Source organism: Enterobacter sp. RIT637, assembly GCF_019718755.1.
Classification (GTDB): Bacteria; Pseudomonadota; Gammaproteobacteria; order Enterobacterales; family Enterobacteriaceae; genus Enterobacter.
On the sequence record NZ_JAIHAZ010000004.1, the window covers coordinates 128,315 to 148,251 of the forward strand.

21 protein-coding genes are annotated in these 19,937 nt (G+C 56.1%); 10 read left to right on the plus strand and 11 right to left on the minus strand.

The genetic code is table 11. The annotated features are described in order from the left end of the window. Nucleotides 1-2 precede the first annotated feature (2 nt). Complete coding sequence (ypfM, locus tag K5E19_RS09300; RefSeq protein WP_015572204.1) at nucleotides 3-62, minus strand: protein YpfM; 60 nt, start codon at nucleotides 60-62, stop codon at nucleotides 3-5. A gap of 387 nt (nucleotides 63-449) precedes the next feature. Between ypfM and K5E19_RS09305 the strand changes: the two genes are divergently transcribed. From K5E19_RS09305 to K5E19_RS09315, 3 genes are read left to right on the plus strand one after another with little or no spacing between them, the layout of a single operon-like run. After that, nucleotides 450-800 (plus strand): ArsC family reductase, encoded by a 351-nt coding sequence (locus K5E19_RS09305; protein WP_221550953.1) that lies wholly within the window; start codon nucleotides 450-452, stop codon nucleotides 798-800. A 10-nt stretch (nucleotides 801-810) separates the two neighbouring features. Continuing rightward, the gene (dapE, locus tag K5E19_RS09310) at nucleotides 811-1,938 is read left to right on the plus strand and encodes a succinyl-diaminopimelate desuccinylase (protein WP_221550954.1); all 1,128 of its coding nucleotides are present in this window, start codon (nucleotides 811-813) and stop codon (nucleotides 1,936-1,938) included. Between the two features lie 22 nt (nucleotides 1,939-1,960). Further along, nucleotides 1,961-2,158, plus strand: a complete 198-nt coding sequence (locus K5E19_RS09315) for a YpfN family protein (RefSeq protein ID WP_000383991.1) — start codon at nucleotides 1,961-1,963, stop codon at nucleotides 2,156-2,158. Nucleotides 2,159-2,196: 38 nt separating this feature from the next. On the opposite strand, the gene ypfH is transcribed toward K5E19_RS09315, so the two are convergent. From ypfH to dapA, 6 genes are all read right to left on the minus strand, one after another. Beyond that, the gene (gene ypfH, locus K5E19_RS09320; RefSeq protein WP_221550955.1) at nucleotides 2,197-2,892 is read right to left on the minus strand and encodes an esterase; all 696 of its coding nucleotides are present in this window, start codon (nucleotides 2,890-2,892) and stop codon (nucleotides 2,197-2,199) included. Nucleotides 2,893-2,965: 73 nt separating this feature from the next. Beyond that, the gene (locus tag K5E19_RS09325) at nucleotides 2,966-4,912 is read right to left on the minus strand and encodes a tRNA(Met) cytidine acetyltransferase TmcA (protein ID WP_221550956.1); all 1,947 of its coding nucleotides are present in this window, start codon (nucleotides 4,910-4,912) and stop codon (nucleotides 2,966-2,968) included. Beyond that, nucleotides 4,912-5,781: a neutral zinc metallopeptidase gene (locus K5E19_RS09330; protein ID WP_221550957.1), complete on the minus strand. Its 870-nt coding sequence runs from the start codon at nucleotides 5,779-5,781 to the stop codon at nucleotides 4,912-4,914. The genes K5E19_RS09325 and K5E19_RS09330 overlap by 1 nt, the downstream gene beginning before the upstream one ends. A gap of 120 nt (nucleotides 5,782-5,901) precedes the next feature. After that, nucleotides 5,902-6,615, minus strand: coding sequence for a phosphoribosylaminoimidazolesuccinocarboxamide synthase (gene purC, locus K5E19_RS09335; protein WP_010433825.1), 714 nt, complete (start codon nucleotides 6,613-6,615; stop codon nucleotides 5,902-5,904). 109 nt (nucleotides 6,616-6,724) lie between these two features. Continuing rightward, nucleotides 6,725-7,759 (minus strand): outer membrane protein assembly factor BamC, encoded by a 1,035-nt coding sequence (gene bamC / locus K5E19_RS09340; RefSeq protein WP_126544286.1) that lies wholly within the window; start codon nucleotides 7,757-7,759, stop codon nucleotides 6,725-6,727. 16 nt (nucleotides 7,760-7,775) lie between these two features. Continuing rightward, entirely contained in the window at nucleotides 7,776-8,654 is an 879-nt protein-coding gene (gene dapA / locus K5E19_RS09345) for a 4-hydroxy-tetrahydrodipicolinate synthase (protein ID WP_089597856.1), read from the minus strand. Between the two features lie 145 nt (nucleotides 8,655-8,799). On the opposite strand from dapA, the gene K5E19_RS09350 reads away from it, so the two are divergent. Together K5E19_RS09350 and bcp are read left to right on the plus strand one after the other, a co-directional pair. Continuing rightward, nucleotides 8,800-9,369 carry a glycine cleavage system transcriptional repressor gene (locus K5E19_RS09350; RefSeq protein ID WP_221550958.1) on the plus strand — a complete coding sequence of 190 codons (570 nt, stop codon included), beginning with the start codon at nucleotides 8,800-8,802 and terminating at the stop codon, nucleotides 9,367-9,369. Next, on the plus strand, nucleotides 9,369-9,839 hold the full coding sequence (bcp, locus tag K5E19_RS09355; protein ID WP_221550959.1) for a thioredoxin-dependent thiol peroxidase: 471 nt from the start codon (nucleotides 9,369-9,371) through the stop codon (nucleotides 9,837-9,839). Before K5E19_RS09350 ends, bcp begins: the two co-directional genes overlap by 1 nt. Nucleotides 9,840-9,921: 82 nt before the next feature. Here the strand turns inward: bcp and K5E19_RS09360 are convergent, their stop codons facing one another. Further along, complete coding sequence (locus K5E19_RS09360) at nucleotides 9,922-10,986, minus strand: AI-2E family transporter (RefSeq protein ID WP_010433838.1); 1,065 nt, start codon at nucleotides 10,984-10,986, stop codon at nucleotides 9,922-9,924. A 220-nt stretch (nucleotides 10,987-11,206) separates the two neighbouring features. Between K5E19_RS09360 and bepA the strand changes: the two genes are divergently transcribed. Together bepA and arsC are read left to right on the plus strand one after the other, a co-directional pair. Then, a complete protein-coding gene (bepA, locus tag K5E19_RS09365; RefSeq protein WP_010433840.1) occupies nucleotides 11,207-12,670 on the plus strand; it encodes a beta-barrel assembly-enhancing protease in 1,464 nt (487 codons plus the stop codon). A gap of 15 nt (nucleotides 12,671-12,685) precedes the next feature. Then, on the plus strand, nucleotides 12,686-13,042 hold the full coding sequence (arsC, locus tag K5E19_RS09370; RefSeq protein ID WP_221550961.1) for an arsenate reductase (glutaredoxin): 357 nt from the start codon (nucleotides 12,686-12,688) through the stop codon (nucleotides 13,040-13,042). Here the strand turns inward: arsC and K5E19_RS09375 are convergent. After that, on the minus strand, nucleotides 13,039-13,863 hold the full coding sequence (locus tag K5E19_RS09375; protein WP_221550963.1) for an XRE family transcriptional regulator: 825 nt from the start codon (nucleotides 13,861-13,863) through the stop codon (nucleotides 13,039-13,041). The two genes, arsC and K5E19_RS09375, sit on opposite strands and share 4 nt — an antisense overlap. 147 nt (nucleotides 13,864-14,010) lie before the next feature. Between K5E19_RS09375 and celB the strand changes: the two genes are divergently transcribed. From celB to K5E19_RS09390, 3 genes are read left to right on the plus strand one after another with little or no spacing between them, the layout of a single operon-like run. After that, nucleotides 14,011-15,330 (plus strand): PTS cellobiose transporter subunit IIC, encoded by a 1,320-nt coding sequence (gene celB, locus K5E19_RS09380; protein WP_221550964.1) that lies wholly within the window; start codon nucleotides 14,011-14,013, stop codon nucleotides 15,328-15,330. 3 nt (nucleotides 15,331-15,333) lie between these two features. Beyond that, the gene (locus K5E19_RS09385; protein ID WP_221550965.1) at nucleotides 15,334-16,290 is read left to right on the plus strand and encodes a N(4)-(beta-N-acetylglucosaminyl)-L-asparaginase; all 957 of its coding nucleotides are present in this window, start codon (nucleotides 15,334-15,336) and stop codon (nucleotides 16,288-16,290) included. After that, nucleotides 16,290-17,708: a M17 family metallopeptidase gene (locus K5E19_RS09390; RefSeq protein ID WP_221550966.1), complete on the plus strand. Its 1,419-nt coding sequence runs from the start codon at nucleotides 16,290-16,292 to the stop codon at nucleotides 17,706-17,708. The genes K5E19_RS09385 and K5E19_RS09390 overlap by 1 nt, the downstream gene beginning before the upstream one ends. Before the next feature lie 88 nt (nucleotides 17,709-17,796). On the opposite strand, the gene K5E19_RS09395 is transcribed toward K5E19_RS09390, so the two are convergent. Together K5E19_RS09395 and uraA are read right to left on the minus strand one after the other, a co-directional pair. Further along, nucleotides 17,797-18,498 (minus strand): DnaA inactivator Hda, encoded by a 702-nt coding sequence (locus K5E19_RS09395; protein WP_211438414.1) that lies wholly within the window; start codon nucleotides 18,496-18,498, stop codon nucleotides 17,797-17,799. Nucleotides 18,499-18,593: 95 nt separating this feature from the next. Beyond that, a complete protein-coding gene (gene uraA / locus K5E19_RS09400) occupies nucleotides 18,594-19,883 on the minus strand; it encodes a uracil permease (RefSeq protein WP_221550967.1) in 1,290 nt (429 codons plus the stop codon). Nucleotides 19,884-19,937 lie beyond the last annotated feature (54 nt).

Genomic DNA, 19,937 nt, shown 5'->3' on the forward strand with positions numbered 1-19,937 from the left:
TGTCATTTACGAAGCATGCCTTCGATAAAATCTTTCCAGTTCCCCAGTTCACGTTCAATCATAACACCCTCTCTTATTATTATGCGCATTCTACGGAAACCTATCATCATTGTGAAGACTATTTAACCAATTGCAGTGATTATACCCCGCGCCCCCAGTGGATTTATGATAAATATGAACGTCCTCCCTTAAATTTTGTGTGACCGCCAGCAATATTTTGAAATAACCCTACGAGCAGATGAGCAGATATTTAGCCACTGACTTTATTAGAGATTTAAACCTGATAGACATCTATGCTTAAATGATGAAAGAATATTCAGCTTACAGGTGTGAGGTGAATTAAGGAGAATTGTAAATCAAGAGAATTCCTGAATGTGTTATATTCCACTTAAGGATATATCTTCGAATTTATTGAACATGCTTTCTGCGTAAGGACAAAAGGATTCACTATGGTTGTGATGTACGGCATTAAAAATTGCGACACCATCAAAAAGGCACGCCGCTGGCTGGAAGCGAACAACGTAGAGTACCGCTTTCATGATTACCGTGCCGACGGTCTTGATGCAGAATTTCTGCATACCGCGATCGGCGAACTGGGCTGGGAAGCGCTACTCAATACCCGGGGCACAACCTGGCGTAAACTGGATGAATCCGTCCGCGCCGGTATCACCGATGCAGACAGCGCGGCAAAACTGATGCTTGAAATGCCAGCAATTATCAAACGCCCATTGCTCTGCAAGCCAGGTCAGCCTATGCTGCTGGGTTTCAGTGAAACCCTTTATTCTGACTTTTTTCGTTGAGGTGTAGTCTATGTCATGCCCGGTCATTGAGCTGACTCAGCAGCTTATCCGCCGTCCTTCCCTTAGCCCGGACGATGCAGGTTGTCAGGCATTAATGATTGAGCGTCTGCGTGCCATCGGTTTTACCGTTGAGCGCATGGATTTTGGCGATACGCAGAACTTCTGGGCCTGGCGCGGCCAGGGGGAAACGCTGGCGTTTGCCGGGCATACGGATGTGGTTCCCGCGGGTGATGCAGACCGCTGGATCAATCCCCCGTTCGAACCCACCATCCGCGACGGTATGCTGTTTGGCCGCGGTGCGGCAGACATGAAAGGCTCACTGGCGGCCATGGTCGTGGCCGCAGAGCGTTTCGTTGCCCAGCATCCTAATCATAAAAATCGTCTCGCGTTTCTGATCACCTCTGACGAAGAAGCCAGCGCGCACAACGGTACCGTAAAAGTCGTTGACGCGTTGATGGCGCGTAACGAACGTCTGGACTACTGCCTGGTGGGCGAGCCATCCAGCACCGAAGTGGTGGGAGATGTCGTGAAAAACGGTCGCCGCGGGTCCATGACCTGTAATCTGACCATTCACGGCGTGCAGGGGCACGTGGCCTATCCTCACCTGGCCGACAACCCGGTGCACCGCGCCGCGCCGATGCTGAACGAGCTGGTAGAGATAGAGTGGGACAAAGGCAACGAATTCTTCCCGCCAACCAGCATGCAGATTGCCAACGTCAAAGCCGGAACCGGCAGCAACAACGTCATCCCTGGCGATTTCTTTGTCCAGTTCAACTTCCGCTTCAGCACGGAACTGACCGACGAGATGATCAAAGCCCGCGTGATCGCACTGCTGGAAAAACACCAGCTGCGCTATACCGTGGAGTGGTGGGTGTCCGGCCAACCGTTCCTGACGCAGCGCGGAAAGCTGGTGGATGCGGTAGTGAACGCCATCGCACACTATAATGAAATTAAGCCACAGCTGCTGACGACCGGCGGCACCTCTGACGGACGCTTTATCGCCCGTATGGGTGCACAGGTTGTCGAACTGGGTCCAGTAAACGCGACCATTCACAAAATCAATGAATGCGTCAACGCGGCAGATTTACAACTGCTGGCCCGTATGTATCAACGTATTATGGAGCAGCTCGTCGCTTGACGACTGCTTAGAGGATTAGCGAATGGACTGGCTTTCAAAGTACTGGTGGATTCTGGTGTTGGTGTTTCTGGTAGGCGTGCTGCTGAACGTGATTAAAGATCTGAAGCGCGTTGACCATAAAAAGTTTCTCGCCAACAAACCGGATCTTCCGCCACATCGTGATTTTAACGATAAGTGGGACGATGAAGACGACTGGCCGAAAAAGGACCAGAAGAAGTAATCGTTAAGCTTCCCCTCTCCCCGGGAGAGGGGGAAACCTCACATAAACTCAACAATATCATCATCATCCGGCTTACCGCCGCTGAGCGCTTCATCAAAGTAGTGCTTCGGTACGGTATAGCGCAAACGATCGAGCGCGAACTGCATGCTACGGTCGTCAATCGCGTGGCCCAGCTCGTCAACGATATCCAGCGTCACATCCCCACCTTCGCGAATCAGCGCTTCCTGGGCGGCAACCGCATGCGAGAGCTCAATCACGCGGTCTTCACCACCGTGGATCAGGTGGATCGTGGTCTGCGTGGTCGCGCTGGTCGGTAACGTCGCAAAGCGGCCGTTAAACGCGATGACGCGTGAAACCAGACCCGGCTGCGCTTTCACGCTCTCCAGAGACATAATTGACCCCTGTGAAAAACCAATCAGCGCCGTTGCGTCCGCGCCCACGCCGCTTTGCTGCTGCCAGTAGCGTACGGTATCGATGAAGGTCGGCATGATGGCATCGATGCGCGCCTGACGGTTCTCTTCCGTCACACCCTGAACAGAGAACCACTGGCGTCCGTTCGGACCACATGGCTCTACGCCACCGATGCTGACAATCAATGCCTCCGGAAAAATGGGCGCAAACCAGCTGCCAATCTGCCCCATATTGACGGCGTTATCGCCAACGCCATGAAACAGCAGCAGTAACTGTTTAGCCGGTTTTTCAGGGCTTTGAACAACAAAATGGTCGTGTTTCATGGCGATCTCCTTAAGTGATGAGCAGGATTCTACGCCTCTCTGGGGTAATGACCATGCCACTTTACTGATGAAGTCATTGAAAAAATTGCCATTGCAAAATGTCGTCTTTCAACTGCTGGCTGCGCGTTTCATCAAGACTTTCAAGCGCTTGAGCTGTTTCTTTGCGCAGGTTTGCCAGCAAGGATTTTTGCCCGGTATTTTCCATTTCCCCCGCCAATTTACCGCGCAAAAGCGGGAGGGGCATGTCCACATTTAACAGCAGGCGGGTTAACGCTGCAACGGAGGTCGAGAACGCACGATGCGCAAAGGCAAATCCCGCCAGCTCCTGCCAGTCGTCATCATTAAGGGTAGCTTCCCAGCCATCTGATACCGGGATCTTTTCGCCATTCCAGGCCGAGAGCACCCGGGCATCTCGCCGCAAACGCTGATGTGCCTGCCCGCACAGCTGATGCCCCGCCTCGCTGAGCGGCAGCAGCGCCATTGCGGTAAAGCAGCCGCTGCTCGCTTCGCGGTGGCTGCCTATCCGCACCAGCACAAAGCCGCACTGCTGCCAGAAGCGCCACAGCTCGTCGGTATAGCCAAAACTCACGGAGAGATAATCCTCCCCGCTGGCGCTACGAACAAGCAGACGACCAATACCTTCCCGCTGACGATGAGGATGAACGGCAATACGCGTGATCCGTCGGCCCTTAAGCGTCGCCGCCAGAGGTGAGCCGCCGTGTGCCGCCAGAGACTGCGCTACCAGATTCCCACGCGGGCGACGAAATCCCGCCCACACCGCGCGGCTAAGCTCAGGGGATAAGCCGCCCTCCTCCACCAGCCAGAGAGCGCCGGCGAGGGCTGAGTCGGTTTCAGCAACGGTAAAATGCTGGCCCGGCGCGTCCATCATCCGGCGTAAATCAAGCGGGGACGTCCGGTAATGCGCGGCACATAACAACTCATAAACGCCTGCCACAAGCGCCGGATTGCTTTCCCACATTTGCGGCTCCAGCGACGTTAAACGCACGTCACCTTCCGGTTTCTGGTCGATGAGCGCATCGTCAAACAGCAGAATGTCAGACACCACCCGCTCGAGGGGGCACCCGGCCGCCCAGCGAACCGGCGTTGATAAGGTTAAAGACTTCAACCCGCTGAACCGGGCGCAAAACTTCAGCAGAAAACCCCGTCCGGTTCCTTCATAACCCTGAACGGTAGTGGTCAACAGAACGCGGGGAAAACGCTCAACCAGCTTTTCAAGAAGCGGTCCCGGAATGGCGGCCGCCTCATCGACAATCAGCCAGTCGGCCTGAAGCGTCGAAGCGAGTAGCGCATCCGGCGCCATAAAGTGAAAATGCTCTCCCGCAAAACGGGCTATAACATCCGTTGCCCCTTTCGCCGGTGCAGTCACTACCGCAGTGCCCGGAATACGCCTGAGCAACATTCCTGCAAGCGCTGACTTTCCGCGTCCGCGAGGGGCCGTGACCGCCACGACGCCCGTATTCATAGCCATGAGCGTGCGCAGAATGTCAGCCTGCTCACGCTGCGGGTCGCCGCTGGCTGGCTGCCAGTCAGGGATATCAGGAAACGGAGGAAGCGCTAGCGGTTGGTTTTGGCACCACAGGATGGTGTCAGGGTCGGCGGCGATGGTGCGCTGGAAATGGTGCACAAAATGCGGCGTGGCGATAGGCTCGGCGCTGTCGCTCCAGCGAACGGAGTCGCTGTCCGGTGTTTCCGCCCAGATGGAGAAAGGCGGAACCAGCAGCACCAGCAGGCTCCCGGCGCGCAGCGTTCCGCTGAGGGCGGCAAAGGCCGCGACATCGAACCCCGCGCGAGCATCAAAAACCGCGTGCTGGAACTCTCGCCCCAGCAGCCCGCTGATGGCTTTCGACGGGTGTTCATCCAGCCAGAGCCAGTCTCCGGGGTGGGCATCGCGCAGGGCGACCGCCTGCGTCAATGTCCAGTGCGCATCGCCGGTGAGTACAACCAAACGACGATGACCTTTACGCCTGAGCTGGCTAATCAGATGTTCAAACGGCAACATTACATCGCTTTGCCGAAGGTATTACATTGCGCAGGATCACCGCTGTCGAAGCCGCGTTTAAACCAGCTGTAACGCTGCTCCGATGTCCCGTGAGTGAAACTGTCCGGCACCACTCTCCCCTGGCTTTGCTGCTGGAGGCGGTCATCGCCGATGGCCTGCGCGGCGTTCAGCGCTTCTTCAAGGTCGCCCGTTTCCAGAACGCCCTGCTGTTTCATGCTATTGCCCCAGACGCCGGCGAAGCAGTCTGCCTGCAACTCCATACGCACGGAAAGACGATTCACCTCCGCCTGGGAGGCATTCTGCTGAAGCTGGCGCACTTTAGGCTCAATGCCGAGCAATTTTTGCACGTGGTGGCCGACCTCATGCGCGATCACATAGCCCTGGGCGAAATCGCCGTCGGCGCCCAGTTTGCTTTTCATGTCATCGTAAAATGAGAGATCGATATAGACAGTGCTGTCCGCCGGGCAGTAGAACGGCCCCATTACGGACTGTCCGGTACCGCAACCGGTGCGCGTCGCACCGCGGTACATCACCAGCTTCGGCTGCTGATAGGTACGCCCCATTTTCTCGAATTGCTGGCCCCAGGTTTCTTCTGTTGTCGCGAGAATAACGGAGGTAAATTTGGCCGCTTCATCTTCGTTCGGACTGATGGAGCGCTGAGAATATTGCTGTTGCTGGAGCGGCTCCCCGGTCATCAAACCGGTGAGATCGACACCGTAATACCCCGCGACCAGCACCACAATCAGCAGGATGATACCGCCCTTTCCACTGGGCAACCGGAAGCCGGGACCGCCCATTGAAGGGCCGCCACCACCACTGCTGCGCCTGTCTTCTACATTGTCACTTTCACGACGCCCTTGCCAGCGCATAACCACCTCGAACTATTCCATTAATAATAGCTATGATCGTAGGCGGTTAATGACAGGATTACCATAGTAAACAAGGGTAAGACGCCAAAGGATGTGAATATCCTTTGGCAATTGAGGAGATTAGTCGAGCTTAACGCCTAAACGGTGAGCAACCGCTTCGTACGCTTCAATCAGGCCACCCAGGCTCTGACGGAAACGGTCTTTGTCCATTTTATCCAGGGTTTCTTTATCCCACAGGCGGCTGCCGTCCGGGGAGAACTCATCGCCCAGCACCACTTCGCCTTTGAACAGACCGAACTCCAGCTTGAAGTCGACCAGGATCAGACCCGCGTCATCAAACAGCTTTTTCAGCACGTCGTTCGCCTTGTAGGTCAGCTCCTGCATGCGCGCCAGATTCTCTTTGCTCACCCAGCCGAAGGTTTCGCAGTAAGATTCGTTGACCATTGGGTCGTGCATGGCGTCGTTTTTCAGGAACAGGTCAAACAGCGGTGGATTCAGTTCGATACCTTCTTCAATGCCGAGACGCTTCACCAGGGAGCCTGCGGCACGGTTACGAATGACGCACTCAACCGGAACCATGTCCAGTTTTTTCACCAGACATTCCGTATCGGACAATAACGCTTCCATCTGGGTCGGGATACCCGCTTCGGCCAGTTTGCTCATAATGAAGTGGTTGAACTTGTTGTTCACCATGCCTTTACGATCGAACTGCTCAATGCGTGCGCCATCCCCTGCTGACGTATCATTGCGGAACTCGAGCACCAACAGATCCGGGTTTTCCGTGCTGTATACGGTCTTCGCTTTGCCACGATACAACTCAGCTTGCTTCTGCATCTTCATTACTCCTGGTGTGATGATTTGTGTTCAAAACTGGGCATATTATGCCACGCACACGTTTGCGTAGCACGAAAATAAAAAGGGCTGGATTCACCAGCCCTTGTATTTATTTGCTGAATGCTGCCTGGAAGACAGCGACCAGCGCATCGTTCTGCGACTGGGTCAGCGTGTGACCTTTTGGATCGATAAACTGCAGGCTACTGCGGTTATCGAGGTCACCTACCTGAATTTTGTAGTCACCGGAGGCAAGCTGAGGATCTTTCGCGCCCAGTTCCTGCCAAGCGCTGTCAGACAACGGCTTGTAGGTTGCGGTCATGCTACCGGTTGAACGCGTGCTGTCGGTCACTTTCATGCCCACTTTTTCCAGCGTCGCTGGCAGACGCTGCCAGGTCTGGTTAAACGGTGCACGAACCACCAGCATTGGCAGGCCGGTATCATCCGCCGCGCTCTGCACGTCGTAGGAAGAACCACTGCGGTTCTGCGCTGCGTTAGCGGCGTCAGTCGCGTTCTTATCCAGACCTGCTGCAATGACGTTCAGCATTTCGGTGCTGTAACGCTGCATGGAGGCTGCATCAGCAACCGGTTTACCCGCCTGCTCCAGGTTTAACAGCTTAACGGTAACCGCCTGCTGATAGCCCTGCGGTTTAACGGAGACTTGATAACGACCACGGTACTGCTGATCTTCATCCAGGCGGTTCCACTCGATCCAGTCCGTTGTTAACGTCTGGCTCGCATCATCGCGTTTATCAATCGTGTAGTTCTTCGACTGAATAACGCTGACAACCTGCGGCCACAGCGTGCTGTTGCGGCTGTTTTCAACCATCAGGGATGCCGTATCACCGGTAAACTGGGTACGCGCGCCGCTCACCAGCGCCAGAGGCTGAGCAGGTGGACGAATATCAAGCGCTTTACCGACAAGACCACTGCCGTTAGTGACGGGAATATTATAATCGCCGTTTTGAATCGGCAGGATCATACCAGCCGGTGCGTGAAGTTCAGCAAGCGGCGCCGCATCCAGATAGGATTCATCACCGCTCACCTGGCGCTTGTAGCGCGAGTCCGAACTACAGGCAGCGAGCAGCATAACAAGCGAAACACTCGCAACCTTCGCCAGGCGCGACTTCTGTACTGAATAAGCCATCAAATCTCCCTAAACTTTACAGCAAACCGGCATGCTTCAGCGCGCCAGCGACAATTTCACGACCGTGGTCGGTAATCGGTGTCATTGGCAGGCGCAGCGTGTCGGATGCTACAAGTCCCAATTCCTTACACGCCCATTTCACTGGGATCGGATTGGGTTCGACAAATAATTTATTGTGCAATGGCATCAGACGCTGATTAATCACGCGAGCTTCATCAAAATGACCGGCCGCGGCCAGTTTGCACATTTCCGCCATATCGCGGGCCGCAACGTTAGCCGTTACGGAGATCACGCCATGACCACCGAGCTGCATAAAGTCCAGCGCGGTCGCATCGTCGCCGCTCAACAGAATAAAGTCGTCTGAAACCAGCTCTTTGATCTGATGAACGCGGCTTAAGTTCCCTGTCGCCTCTTTAATCCCGATAATATTTTTTACTTTCGAGAGACGGCCAACGGTTTCCGGCAGCATATCGCAACCGGTACGGGACGGCACATTATACAGAATTTGTGGCAAGTCAGTATGTTCTGCGATGGCTTTGAAATGCTGGAACAAACCTTCCTGAGTTGGACGGTTGTAGTAAGGCGTGACGGTCAGACAGCCAACGATGCCGCTGTCGTTAAAACGTTGAGTCAGGCTGATAGCCTCTGCGGTTGCGTTAGCCCCAGTTCCTGCGATGACCGGGATACGTCCGTCAGCCAGCTCCAGGGTCAGCATAACCACATCGCCGTGCTCGTCGTGGCTCAGCGTTGCGGATTCACCGGTAGTCCCTACCGAAACGATCGCCGAGGTTCCATTGGCGACATGGTAATCAATGAGCTTCTTCATGCTTGACCGGCAGACATTACCTTTTTCATCCATCGGTGTAACAAGCGCGACAATACTTCCCGTGAACATGAGCCATCCTCTGTGCGAACAAGAGCCTCAATGTTACGTTTGGAACTGTAATAAAAGCAAGCGACCTGAGGCGCTCAGGCGGTTGTATGCATGTTTTTTTTATGCTTTCCTTAGGAAGACTTAACCAAGCAAAGGAAGAACAGGTTTGACAACCTCATCACAACATTACCTGGTTATCACTGCGCTGGGTGCTGACAGGCCGGGTATCGTGAACACCATCACCCGCCACGTAAGCAGCTGCGGCTGTAATATTGAAGACAGCCGTCTCGCTATGCTTGGCGATGAGTTCACGTTTATTATGCTGCTTTCCGGCACATGGAACGCCATTACGTTGATTGAATCAACCCTGCCGCTGAAGGGTGCCGAGCTGGATTTGCTGATTGTCATGAAGCGCACCACCGCGCGCCCGCGTCCGGCACTGCCGTCCACCGTCTGGGTGCAGGTTGAAGTGCCTGATTCACCGCATCTGATTGAGCGTTTTACGGCGCTTTTTGACAGCCATCAGATGAACATTGCCGAGCTGGTTTCCCGTACGCAGCCAAGCGATGACCCTGCTCTTCCGGTGCTGTTTATTCAAATTACCGCACACAGCCCTGCATCACAGGATGCGTCAAATATCGAGCAAGCGTTCAAAGCCCTCTGTACAGAATTAAACGCGCAGGGCAGTATAAGCGTCGTAAATTATTCGCAGCACGAACAGGATGGAGTTGAGTAATGAATCCACTGAAAGCCGGTGACATCGCACCGAAATTTAGCTTGCCGGATCAAGACGGCGAGCAAGTAAATTTGACCGACTTCCAGGGACAGCGTGTTCTGGTCTATTTCTACCCGAAAGCCATGACGCCCGGCTGTACCGTACAGGCCTGCGGCTTGCGCGACAACATGGATGAGTTGAAAAAAGCCGGTGTAGAAGTGTTGGGCATCAGCACGGACAAGCCAGAAAAACTGTCACGATTTGCGGAAAAAGAGATCCTGAACTTCACGCTTCTTTCCGATGAAGATCACCAGGTATGCGAGCAGTTCGGCGTCTGGGGTGAAAAGACCTTTATGGGTAAAACCTACGACGGTATTCACCGCATCAGCTTCCTGATTGACGCTGACGGTAAAGTTGAGCACGTGTTTGACGACTTCAAAACCAGCAACCACCACGACGTGGTGTTGAGCTGGTTGAAACAAAGTGCCTGAAAGTGAGTGTCGGGTGGCGCCTTCGCCTTACCCGACCTACAAGGATCAGTAGGCCGGGTAAGCGCAGCGCCACCCGGCAAAACTACTTCTCTTCCACCGCCGGCACATCCGGCCACGCGTGGACGACCGCTTTGATCAGCGTCGCCAGCGGAATCGCAAAGAACACGCCCCAGAATCCCCACAGCCCGCCGAAAATCACCACAGACAAAATAATTACCAGCGGATGCAGGTTCACCGCTTCCGAGAACAGCACCGGCACCAGCAGGTTGCCGTCCAGCCCCTGAATGATCAGGTACACCGCGAAGCAGCTCCAGAACTCCGTGCCCAGACCAAACTGGAACAGCGCGACGCCCACCACCGGGATGGTCACGACAAACGCACCGATATACGGGATCAGAACCGACAGCCCCACCAGCACCGCCAGCAGCAGCGAGTAGTTCAGGCCGAAGATGAGGAAGCCAATCCAGGTCGCGACACCCACCACAATCATCTCCAGCACCTTGCCGCGAATGTAGTTGGTGATCTGCTGGTTCATCTCCTGCCAGACCTGCCCTGCCAGACCACGGTTGCGCGGCAGAATGCGCCTGACGGCGTTCAGCATCTGCTCTTTATCTTTTACCAGGAAGAAGACCATCAGCGGCACAAGCACAAGGTAAACCGCCAGCGTCAGCAGGCCGACCAGCGAGGCCAGAGAGTATTTCACCACCGAGTCGCCCATCGTCATGATGCGCGCGCGCATGTTTTCGGCCATCGCATCAATAATCCCGGCATCCATCAGCGCGGGGTAACGACGCGGCAGCGTGGCGGCGAAATCTGAGAGTTTATTCAACATGCCGGGCATATCGCGGATCAGGTAGATCCCCTGCTGCCAGGCAACCGGCATCACCACAAATGCCATCAGTAACAATATGCCGACAAACAGTACCAGCACGATGCTGGTCGCCCAGCGGCGGGAACAGCCGATATTTTCCAGACGCGCCGTTGGCCACTCCAGCAGATACGCCAGCACAATCGCCACCAGCAGCGGCGCAAGCAGGCCGCTAAAGAAGAACAGAATACCGAACCCGGCAACCAGAATAACCAGCAAAGCAATGGCTTCCGGGTCGCTAAACCGACGCCGATACCACTGCATTAACATTTCGAGCATACAACCCTTCCCTGAATCGAATGGCGGGAGTGAGAGCTGAATTGTATCTAACTGTCACAAAAAAGACTTTCGCTTTTTGTATCACTGTAACGATTCGCAAAACCCTGATGAATGGGATTTTCTTCATGTCGCAACACGGCTACACTCGCAAGTCAGTGGAGATGAACGATATGCCGGTTCATCGGTCAAATTGACACATCCAAAATACAGGACAGTGGTTATGTTCAGGCAGTTGAGAAAAACACTGGTTGCGACACTTATCGCCGCACTGACTGTCGGTCAGGCAGCACCCGCCTTCGCTGATTCGGCCGACTCGTTGCCGGACATGGGTACCACAGCAGGAAGCACGCTCTCCATCGGTCAGGAGATGCAGATGGGTGATTACTACGTTCGCCAGCTGCGCGGCAGCGCGCCGCTGATCAATGACCCGCTGTTGGTGCAGTACATCAATGGCCTGGGCATGCGGCTGGTCGCGCACGCCGACTCGGTAAAAACCCCTTTCCACTTCTATTTAATTAATAACGACGAAATCAACGCCTTCGCCTTCTTTGGCGGTAACGTGGTGCTCCATTCGGCGTTATTCCGCTATTCCGATAACGAAAGCCAGCTGGCATCCGTCATGGCGCACGAAATTTCGCACGTTACCCAGCGTCATCTGGCGCGTGCGATGGAAGATCAGAAACGTAACGCCCCGCTGACCTGGGTGGGTGCGCTGGGCTCCATTCTGCTGGCGATGGCCAGCCCGCAGGCCGGGATGGCGGCATTGACCGGTACGCTGGCGGGAACGCGTCAGGGGATGATCAGCTTTACCCAGCAAAACGAACAGGAAGCGGACCGCATCGGGATTCAGGTGTTACAGCGTTCAGGCTTTGACCCGCAGGCCATGCCGAGCTTCCTCGAAAAACTGCTCGATCAGGCTCGTTACTCCTCACGCCCACCGGAAATCCTGCTGACGCACCCGCTGCCTGAAAGCCGACTGTCGGACGCCCGTAACCGAGCTAACCAGATGCGTCCGGTTGTGGTGCAGTCCTCACAAGATTTCTACATGGCAAAGGTGAGAACGCTGGGGATGTACAATTCCGGGCGTAACCAGCTCACCAGCGATCTGCTGGACGCGCTCTCCAAAGGCAACGTGCGAGAGAAAAACGCGGCTCAGTATGGTCAGGCGCTGCAGGCGATGGAGGCAAGTAAATATGACGAGGCGCGTAAAGCGCTGCAGCCGCTGCTGGCCGCCGAGCCAAACAACCCGTGGTATCTCGACCTCTCAACCGATATCGATCTGGGACAGAAAAAAGCCACCGACGCCATCAACCGCCTGAAAGGGGCAAAAGACGTTCGCACCAACCCGGTGTTGCAGCTTAACCTGGCGAACGCTTACTTACAGGGCGGTCAGCCTGCCGAAGCGGCGACCATTCTGAACCGCTACACCTTTAACAATAAAGACGATCAAAACGGTTGGGATCTGCTCGCTCAGGTTGAAGCCCAGCTCGGTAACCGCGATCAGGAGCTGGCGGCACGTGCCGAAGGCTTTGCGCTGGTCGGTCGTCTCGATCAAGCCATTTCTATGCTGAGCAGCGCCAGCTCGCAGGTCAAACTCGGCAGCCTGCAGCAGGCCCGCTACGATGCGCGCATCGATCAGCTGCGCGCTTTGCAGCAGCGCTTCAAGCCGTACGAAAAGATGTAATAAGGAAGAAAAAACATGACAGACGCGGTAAAAATCTACCATAACCCTCGCTGCTCCAAGAGCCGGGATACCCTCAGCCTGTTGAAATCTAACGGTGTTGAACCAGAGGTGGTGCTGTATCTCGAAACGCCGCCGGATGCACAAACCCTTCGTCAGCTGTTGCACATGCTGGGAATGGGCAGCGCCAGAGAGCTGATGCGCAAGAAAGAAGATCTGTATAAGTCGCTCAATCTGGACGACTCACGTTTGTCAGAGGACCAGCTGGTGCAGGCGATGGTTGAGAATCCAAAGCTGATTGAACGCCCGATTGTGGTGGCGAACGGCAAGGCGCGCATTGGACGTCCGCCGGAAGACGTGCTCGAGATCCTCTAGCCCTTATGCCGCAGCGCTTCCAGAAAGGCCTGCGGCGTACTTTCCCCCAGTTTTTTCTGCGCTTTTCCCCGGTTGTAAAACTCGCACAGCGCGATCAGCACCTTTCCTGCGGGTTCATCATTCACACGTGGAATAATATCGCGTAATGGCACCGCCACCTGAAGCGCATTCTGTTTTTGTGGATGCGTATTAACAGCGACGTTCTGCGCCGATGGCGTCACCTCAAAACCAAAAGTCTCAATAGATTGGATATCAGCCGGGCAGGCATCAAGCAGCGCCTGCGTCCAGGTGTTAAGGAGCTGAGGCGAGAGTCCCGCATAAAGCCGGGCATAGCACCAGCCGCTCATCGGTTCACGCGCCCAGAGCAGGTGTTGCTCCCCGCCATCGTCCATATGCAGCGACAAAGGCAGATGATGCAGCGTCAGCGCGTGCGGCATAATGCCTGCCTTCAGCGCCTTTTTCCCCTGCAACGGAGCCCCTTTTTGTTTTGCGGATGCCGGTTTGAGGTAGCGATTCAATGTCGCCCGGGAAACGGGGATCCCCAGCACGTCATTGACCATCTGCAGCAATTCATCTAACGGCGCGCCCGAGACGTCACGCAGGGCATTCACCAGTGCGATCTGCTCTTGTCTCATCGCTTTGTGTATCACTTTCGGTGTCGTCTGCTTATCCGAAACCTGCTCGCGGTTACGCCAGCGCCTGACGGTAGTGACCGAGATCCCAAGCTCAACGGCAAGCTCTCTGTCGCTTTTATCTGACTGCTGAAGATAGCGACGGATGCGCGGCGTGGTGGTGGCATTAGCGTGCAGTTTAATTTCCATCCCGATAATTCCATTAACTAATCATATGAGATTTATATAACACCAGCGAACGCTTTGTGACCGATTTCACCTTTCGCTCGCCGCGCTTCACTGATAATCCACAGACATAACATAAACAACGCCACTCAATCTTGTACGGAGTTCACAATGAACAATGTTCTGGGATTTCTTGAAGCAAAACTGATGCCGCTGGCGGCCAAAACGGCCCAGCAGCGTCATCTTGGGGCCATTCGCGGCGCCTACGTGTCATTCATGCCGTTTATCATCGTCGGCTCTATTCTGCTGGTGATCTCCTCTTTCCCGAATCAAACCTATCAGCAGTTTATGTCTCAGGCCTTTGGTGAGAGCTGGAGCGCCATTATTGAAATCCCGTTCAACGCGGTGTTCTCCACCATGTCGCTGTTCATTAGCTTCCTGGTGGCGTTCCGTCTGGCGGAGCACTACGGGGAAGACCGTATCTCCTGCGGCATTCTTTCGCTGGTCGCCTTTCTGATCCTCACGCCGTTTATTAAGGTGGCGGAAAACGGCGGTATTACCGTCATTCCGGTGGAGTGGATTGGCAGCAAAGGGCTGTTCGTGGCGATGATTGGTTCCCTGCTGTGGACGGAGCTGTTCTGCTGGCTGAAGCGCAAAAAACTGGTGATCAAAATGCCGGACGGCGTGCCGCCAGCGGTCCAGGAGTCGTTCGCTGCGCTGATCCCTGCTCTGCTGGTGATGATTCTGGTGCTGGGTATCCGCATCGTGTTTGAAAACACCCACTACAACACCATCCACCAGTTTATTTACGACGTGGTTGCCACGCCGGTGCGCCACTACGGCACTTCATACTTTGGCGCGCTGATGACGGTGTTCAGCATCACCATTCTGTGGTCAGTGGGCATTAACTCTGGCTCGATGATCAACGGCATCATTCGCCCGCTGTGGATGGAGAACCAGACCGACAACATCGCGGCGATTCAGGCAGGCACGACGCCGCCGCACATTATCACCGAACAGTTTTTTGACATGATCTGGATGGGCGGTGCGGGGGCCACGCTGTCGCTGGTGATTGCGATGCTGATTTTCGCCCGCAGTAAAAACATGCGCGAAGTGGCGCGCCTCGGCGCGGGCGCGTCGGTGTTTAACATCAACGAGCCGATTCTGTTTGGCCTGCCGGTGATCATGAACCCGATCATGCTTATCCCGTTCAACCTGGTGCCGCTGGTGCTGGTTACCGTGCAGTATGCGGCGATGAAGATTGGCGCGGTTGCCGTCACCACCGGGGTGTTTATTCCCTGGACGCTGCCGCCGGTCATCAGCGGTTTTATCGTCACCGGGCACCTGAGCGGCAGCGTGATGCAGCTTATCAACCTGCTGATTGGCGCCATGCTGTACCTGCCTTTCATGCGTATCGTGGACAAACAGTACCGCGCGGCGGAAATGGCCACCGTTACGCAAACCGACACCACCCTTGCAAAACAGGAGTAAAGCATGTGGGGAATTATCGCGACCTGGAGAATGGCGCTTGAAGGCGTCACGGAATCTGCGTCTGCGCTGGCTGCGGGCAAACCTGTCGCCCCGGCGGTGGTGGATGCCGTCGCCGCCGTCGAGGACTTTCCGTTTTATAAATCCGTCGGCTACGGCGGACTGCCTACCGAAAACGGCGAGGTGGAGCTGGATGCCGCCTATATGGACGGCGACACGCTGTCCTTTGGCGCCGTGGGCAACCTGGTGGATATCGCCAACCCGGTGCGCGTCGCTCACGCGCTCAGCCGCCAGCGTTACAACAGCCTGCTGGTCGGCCAGGGCGCGCGGGAATGGGCGCTGAGCCAGGGCTTTGCCGACAAAACCATGCTCACCGACCGCGCCATGCAGCACTACCGCAAGCGCTGCCGCGAAACGCTGGATAAGGGCTTAAGCCCTTACGACGGACATGACACCGTCGGCATTATCGGCCTCGATAAACAGGGTTCGATGAGCGTCGCCACCTCCACCAGCGGGCTGTTTATGAAAAAACGCGGCCGCATTGGTGATTCCCCCATTATTGGCTCCGGCTTTTACTGCGACAGCGAAACCGGTGCCGCCACCGCCACGGGCGTCGGTGAAGATCTGATGAAAGGCTGCACCAGCTACGAAATCGTCCGCCGGATGGCGCAGGGTATGACGCCGCAGCAGGCGGCGGATTCCGTGGTGTTCGAACTGGAGGACAAGCTGATGTCGCGCTTTGGCCGCGTGGGCGATCTTTCCGTGGTATGCATGAACAACAGGGGCGAATTTGGTGCCGCCACCAACATCAAAACCTTCTCGTTCGTGGTGGCGACGGCTCGCCAGCCCCTCACCGTTTTTCGTACCGAACGCCTGCGGGAGAAAACGCATTTTCACGCGGTAGACGATGAGTGGATGCAGGCCTATGCCGCGCGGATCCGCGCGCCGATTGAGGAGCAGTAATGATTACGTATCAGTTTATCACCGCGCTTTCTGACGCGAAGCCGCAAAGCCATTTGATTGCCCGCGCGAGCAGTCAGTTTCTGCCGCAAAATGCGCTTGTCGCGGAAATGCGCGAGTCTGATGGCATCGCAGATACCCGCTTTGGCTGCGCCCCGTTTGCCCGGATCACCCTGCTGCCGGATGCTCTCTGGCAGGACAGCCTGACCGAAGGATTACTGACGGCGCTGCGCCCGCTGCTGGCCTCGCCCGTCAGTCCCGAGGTGATACTCGATGTGACTGATATCGACGATGTGGTGCTGGCGCAGGTGCTGCGTTTTCTCTTTAATCAGGCGCACGGGCTAAGCGATTTGCAGTTGAAGAAAACCAGTGACAAGGTCCGTCTTGAACATATCACCGCGCTCTGCTTACCCGAACAGCAGGACCGACTGGCGGTTATTTTCCGCCAGCAGCAGGCCATCGCCTACGGCATGGTCGCGGCGCGACGTCTGGCGGATATCCCGTCCGACCGCTGCACGCCGCAGTTTGTCGTCGAAGAGGCGCAAAAACTGTGTGCCGCCTTCCCCGCCCTGCGGTGTGACGTGCTGGATGAAAAGCAAATTGTTGAGCAAGGTCTCGGGCTGCTTCATGCCGTCGGCAAAGGGGCGACCTGTCCGCCGCGTCTGCTGGCGATTCATTATGACGGCGTCAACGACGGCCCGGTGCGCTGCTATGTGGGCAAAGGCATTACCTTCGATACCGGCGGCCTGTGGCTGAAGGACGGCGCGGGCATGTACACCATGAAATACGACATGTGCGGCGCGGCCAACGTGCTGGGGCTGATGCTGACCGTCGCAGAGCTGGCGCTGCCCGTTCGCATCATGGGCGTGCTGGCGCTGGCGGAAAATGCCATCGGGCCGGACGCCATGCAGCCCGGCACAGTGGCAACGGCCTGCAACGGCACCACGGTGGAAATCAACAACACCGATGCCGAAGGCCGACTGGTGCTGGCAGACGCCATCGCCTGGGCCAGCCAGCGCCATCCGCAGGCGCGCTATATTATTGATATGGCGACCCTAACCGGTGCGGTCGTGAAGGCGCTGGGATATGAGTTGAGCGGGCTTATGACGCAGGATGAACCGCTACGCGCGGCGCTGACGCTGGCGGGTAAGCAGAGTGGCGATGAAGTGTGGTCCCTGCCGCTGGACGCCCGGCTGAAAAAGCAAACCGATAGCGCGATTGCCGACCTGTGCAACACGCCGACCAACAATGCGGCGATCAGCGCCTCAGCGGCGTGGCTGCTGCATCACTTCTGCCCGCCGACCATTCCGTGGGCCCATCTGGATATCAGCGGTACGGCGTTGTGGCGTGAAAACGGACGGAGCGTGGCGTCGGGAAGACCGATTCCACTGCTTGTTGAGCATTTAATGGGAGATCTTTAGCCGGGTGGCGGCTGCGCCTTACCCGGCCTACAAAGTGCGGCGATTTTTTTGTAGGCCCGGTAAGCGCAGCGCCACCGGGCGAGCAAATTCAAAGCTTGAGAATATCTTTCACAAACGGAATGGTCAGCTTGCGCTGGGCGGTAATAGAGGCGCGATCGAGCTGGTCGAGCGTGTCAAACAGCGTGCGCATTTCGCGATCAAGCCGTTTAAGCAGGAAGCGGCCTACGTCTTCCGGCAGCTCAAATCCACGCTGCTTTGCGCGCAGCTGTAACGCCTGAAGCTTATCTTCATCCGACAGCGGCTGGAGCTTGTAGATTTGTCCCCAGTCCAGACGAGACGCCAGGTCCGGCAGCCCCAGATTCAGCTGACGCGGTGGACGATCGCCGGTGATCAGCAGCCGGGTTTTACCCGATTCCAGAATGCGGTTGTAGAGGTTAAAGATCGCCATTTCCCACGGCTCATCACCCGCCACGCATTCGATATTATCGATGCAGACCAGCGAGAGATGTTCCATTCCCTCAAGCACCTCAGGCACGAACCAGGTACGTTTATCCAGCGGCACATAGCCTACCGCGTCACCGCGCGCCGAAAGCTCCGCGCAGGCGGCATGCAGCAGGTGGCTGCGCCCCGCGCCTTCGCGTGACCAGATATAGATGTATCCGCTGTGATCCTGGCGCAGCACGTTTTGCAGTGCAGCCAGTAAAGAGGGGTTATCACCCGGCCAGAAACTCGCGAAAGTTTCGTCGTCAGGGAGATAAAGTGGCAGAGAGAGCTGTGCCGGTCCGTTCAGAAGTACCTCAACCAGATCTTACATAAAATCGGAACGGAGTTTAGCACGGAACCTGCAAGGAGAGAACCGGGCGGATCGTCCACCCGGTTAAAGGATCAATGTGGCGCTTTTTCGCTGTCGTCAGCATCCAGAATTTCTTCCTCAGGACGCAGAACGGAAATCAGCTTAAAGATCAGGCTCAGGCCCACGCCCACGATGGTCGCCAGCGCCATGCCCTTCAGCTCTGCCGCACCGATGTGCACCTTCGCACCGCTCACGCCGATAATCAGGATAACGGAGGTGAGGATCAGGTTCTGCGCCTTGCTGTAATCCACTTTGGACTCAATCAGCACGCGAATACCGGAGGCACCGATCACGCCGTACAGCAGAAGAGAAACGCCGCCCATCACCGGCACCGGGATGATCTGAATCGCTGCCGCCAGCTTGCCGACGCAGGAGAGCATAATGGCGATGATCGCCGCACCGCCGATAACCCAGGTACTGTAGACGCGGGTAATCGCCATCACGCCGATGTTCTCACCGTAGGTGGTGTTTGGCGTAGAGCCGAAGAAACCGGAGATGATGGTGGAGAAACCGTTCGCAAACATGGAGCGGTGCAGGCCCGGGTCGCGGATTAAATCGCGCTTAACGATGTTCGCCGTCACCACCAGGTGGCCAACGTGCTCCGCAATCACCACCAGCGCGGCTGGCAGAATGGTGAAGATAGCGAACCACTCAAAGCGCGGGGTGTAGAAGGTTGGCAGCGCGAACCAGTGCGCTTCGGCAATCGGGGTGGTATCCACAACGCCCATTGCGAAGGAGAGCGCATAGCCCGCCAGCACGCCGATCAGGATCGGGATAATCGCCATGAAGCCGCGGAACAACACAGAACCAAACACCGTCACGCCCAGCGTTACCAGCGAGATGATAATGGTTTTGGAATCCGGTGACTGGCCGTCAGCAGGCAGCAGGCCGGCCATGTTCGCCGCAACGCCCGCCAGCTCCAGACCGATAACGGCAACGATTGCGCCCATCGCCGCAGGGGGGAACATCACGTCCAGCCAGCCGGTACCCGCTTTCTTCACAATGAAGGATACCAGGCAGAACAGCACGCCACACATGATAAAGCCGCCGAGCGCGACCTCATAACCCAGCGGCAGCAACAGCAACACCGGCGAAATAAAGGCAAAGCTCGACCCCAGATACGCCGGGATTTTGCCTTTACAGATGAAGAGGTACAGCAGCGTACCGATGCCGTTGAACAGCAGCACGGTAGCCGGGTTAATGTGGAACAGGATTGGCACCAGCACGGTTGCGCCAAACATGGCAAACAGGTGCTGCAAACTAAGCGGGATAGTCTGTAAAAGCGGCGGTCTTTCACTCACCCCGATAGCACGGCGCGTCATAGTGTTTTCCTCTGTGTAGTATTGTTGGTGTTTTATTCAAAAAAAAGCCGACTA

What these genes read in the sequence shown, in the direction of transcription:
- K5E19_RS09305 (WP_221550953.1), top strand. Translation starts at nt 450, where the DNA reads ATGGTTGTGATGTACGGCATTAAAAATTGCGACACCATCAAAAAGGCA.
- dapE (WP_221550954.1), top strand. Translation starts at nt 811, where the DNA reads ATGTCATGCCCGGTCATTGAGCTGACTCAGCAGCTTATCCGCCGTCCT.
- K5E19_RS09315 (WP_000383991.1), top strand. Translation starts at nt 1,961, where the DNA reads ATGGACTGGCTTTCAAAGTACTGGTGGATTCTGGTGTTGGTGTTTCTG.
- ypfH (WP_221550955.1), bottom strand. Translation starts at nt 2,892, where the DNA reads ATGAAACACGACCATTTTGTTGTTCAAAGCCCTGAAAAACCGGCTAAA.
- K5E19_RS09325 (WP_221550956.1), bottom strand. Translation starts at nt 4,912, where the DNA reads ATGTTGCCGTTTGAACATCTGATTAGCCAGCTCAGGCGTAAAGGTCAT.
- K5E19_RS09330 (WP_221550957.1), bottom strand. Translation starts at nt 5,781, where the DNA reads ATGCGCTGGCAAGGGCGTCGTGAAAGTGACAATGTAGAAGACAGGCGC.
- purC (WP_010433825.1), bottom strand. Translation starts at nt 6,615, where the DNA reads ATGCAGAAGCAAGCTGAGTTGTATCGTGGCAAAGCGAAGACCGTATAC.
- bamC (WP_126544286.1), bottom strand. Translation starts at nt 7,759, where the DNA reads ATGGCTTATTCAGTACAGAAGTCGCGCCTGGCGAAGGTTGCGAGTGTT.
- dapA (WP_089597856.1), bottom strand. Translation starts at nt 8,654, where the DNA reads ATGTTCACGGGAAGTATTGTCGCGCTTGTTACACCGATGGATGAAAAA.
- bcp (WP_221550959.1), top strand. Translation starts at nt 9,369, where the DNA reads ATGAATCCACTGAAAGCCGGTGACATCGCACCGAAATTTAGCTTGCCG.
- K5E19_RS09360 (WP_010433838.1), bottom strand. Translation starts at nt 10,986, where the DNA reads ATGCTCGAAATGTTAATGCAGTGGTATCGGCGTCGGTTTAGCGACCCG.
- bepA (WP_010433840.1), top strand. Translation starts at nt 11,207, where the DNA reads ATGTTCAGGCAGTTGAGAAAAACACTGGTTGCGACACTTATCGCCGCA.
- arsC (WP_221550961.1), top strand. Translation starts at nt 12,686, where the DNA reads ATGACAGACGCGGTAAAAATCTACCATAACCCTCGCTGCTCCAAGAGC.
- K5E19_RS09375 (WP_221550963.1), bottom strand. Translation starts at nt 13,863, where the DNA reads ATGGAAATTAAACTGCACGCTAATGCCACCACCACGCCGCGCATCCGT.
- celB (WP_221550964.1), top strand. Translation starts at nt 14,011, where the DNA reads ATGAACAATGTTCTGGGATTTCTTGAAGCAAAACTGATGCCGCTGGCG.
- K5E19_RS09385 (WP_221550965.1), top strand. Translation starts at nt 15,334, where the DNA reads ATGTGGGGAATTATCGCGACCTGGAGAATGGCGCTTGAAGGCGTCACG.
- K5E19_RS09390 (WP_221550966.1), top strand. Translation starts at nt 16,290, where the DNA reads ATGATTACGTATCAGTTTATCACCGCGCTTTCTGACGCGAAGCCGCAA.
- uraA (WP_221550967.1), bottom strand. Translation starts at nt 19,883, where the DNA reads ATGACGCGCCGTGCTATCGGGGTGAGTGAAAGACCGCCGCTTTTACAG.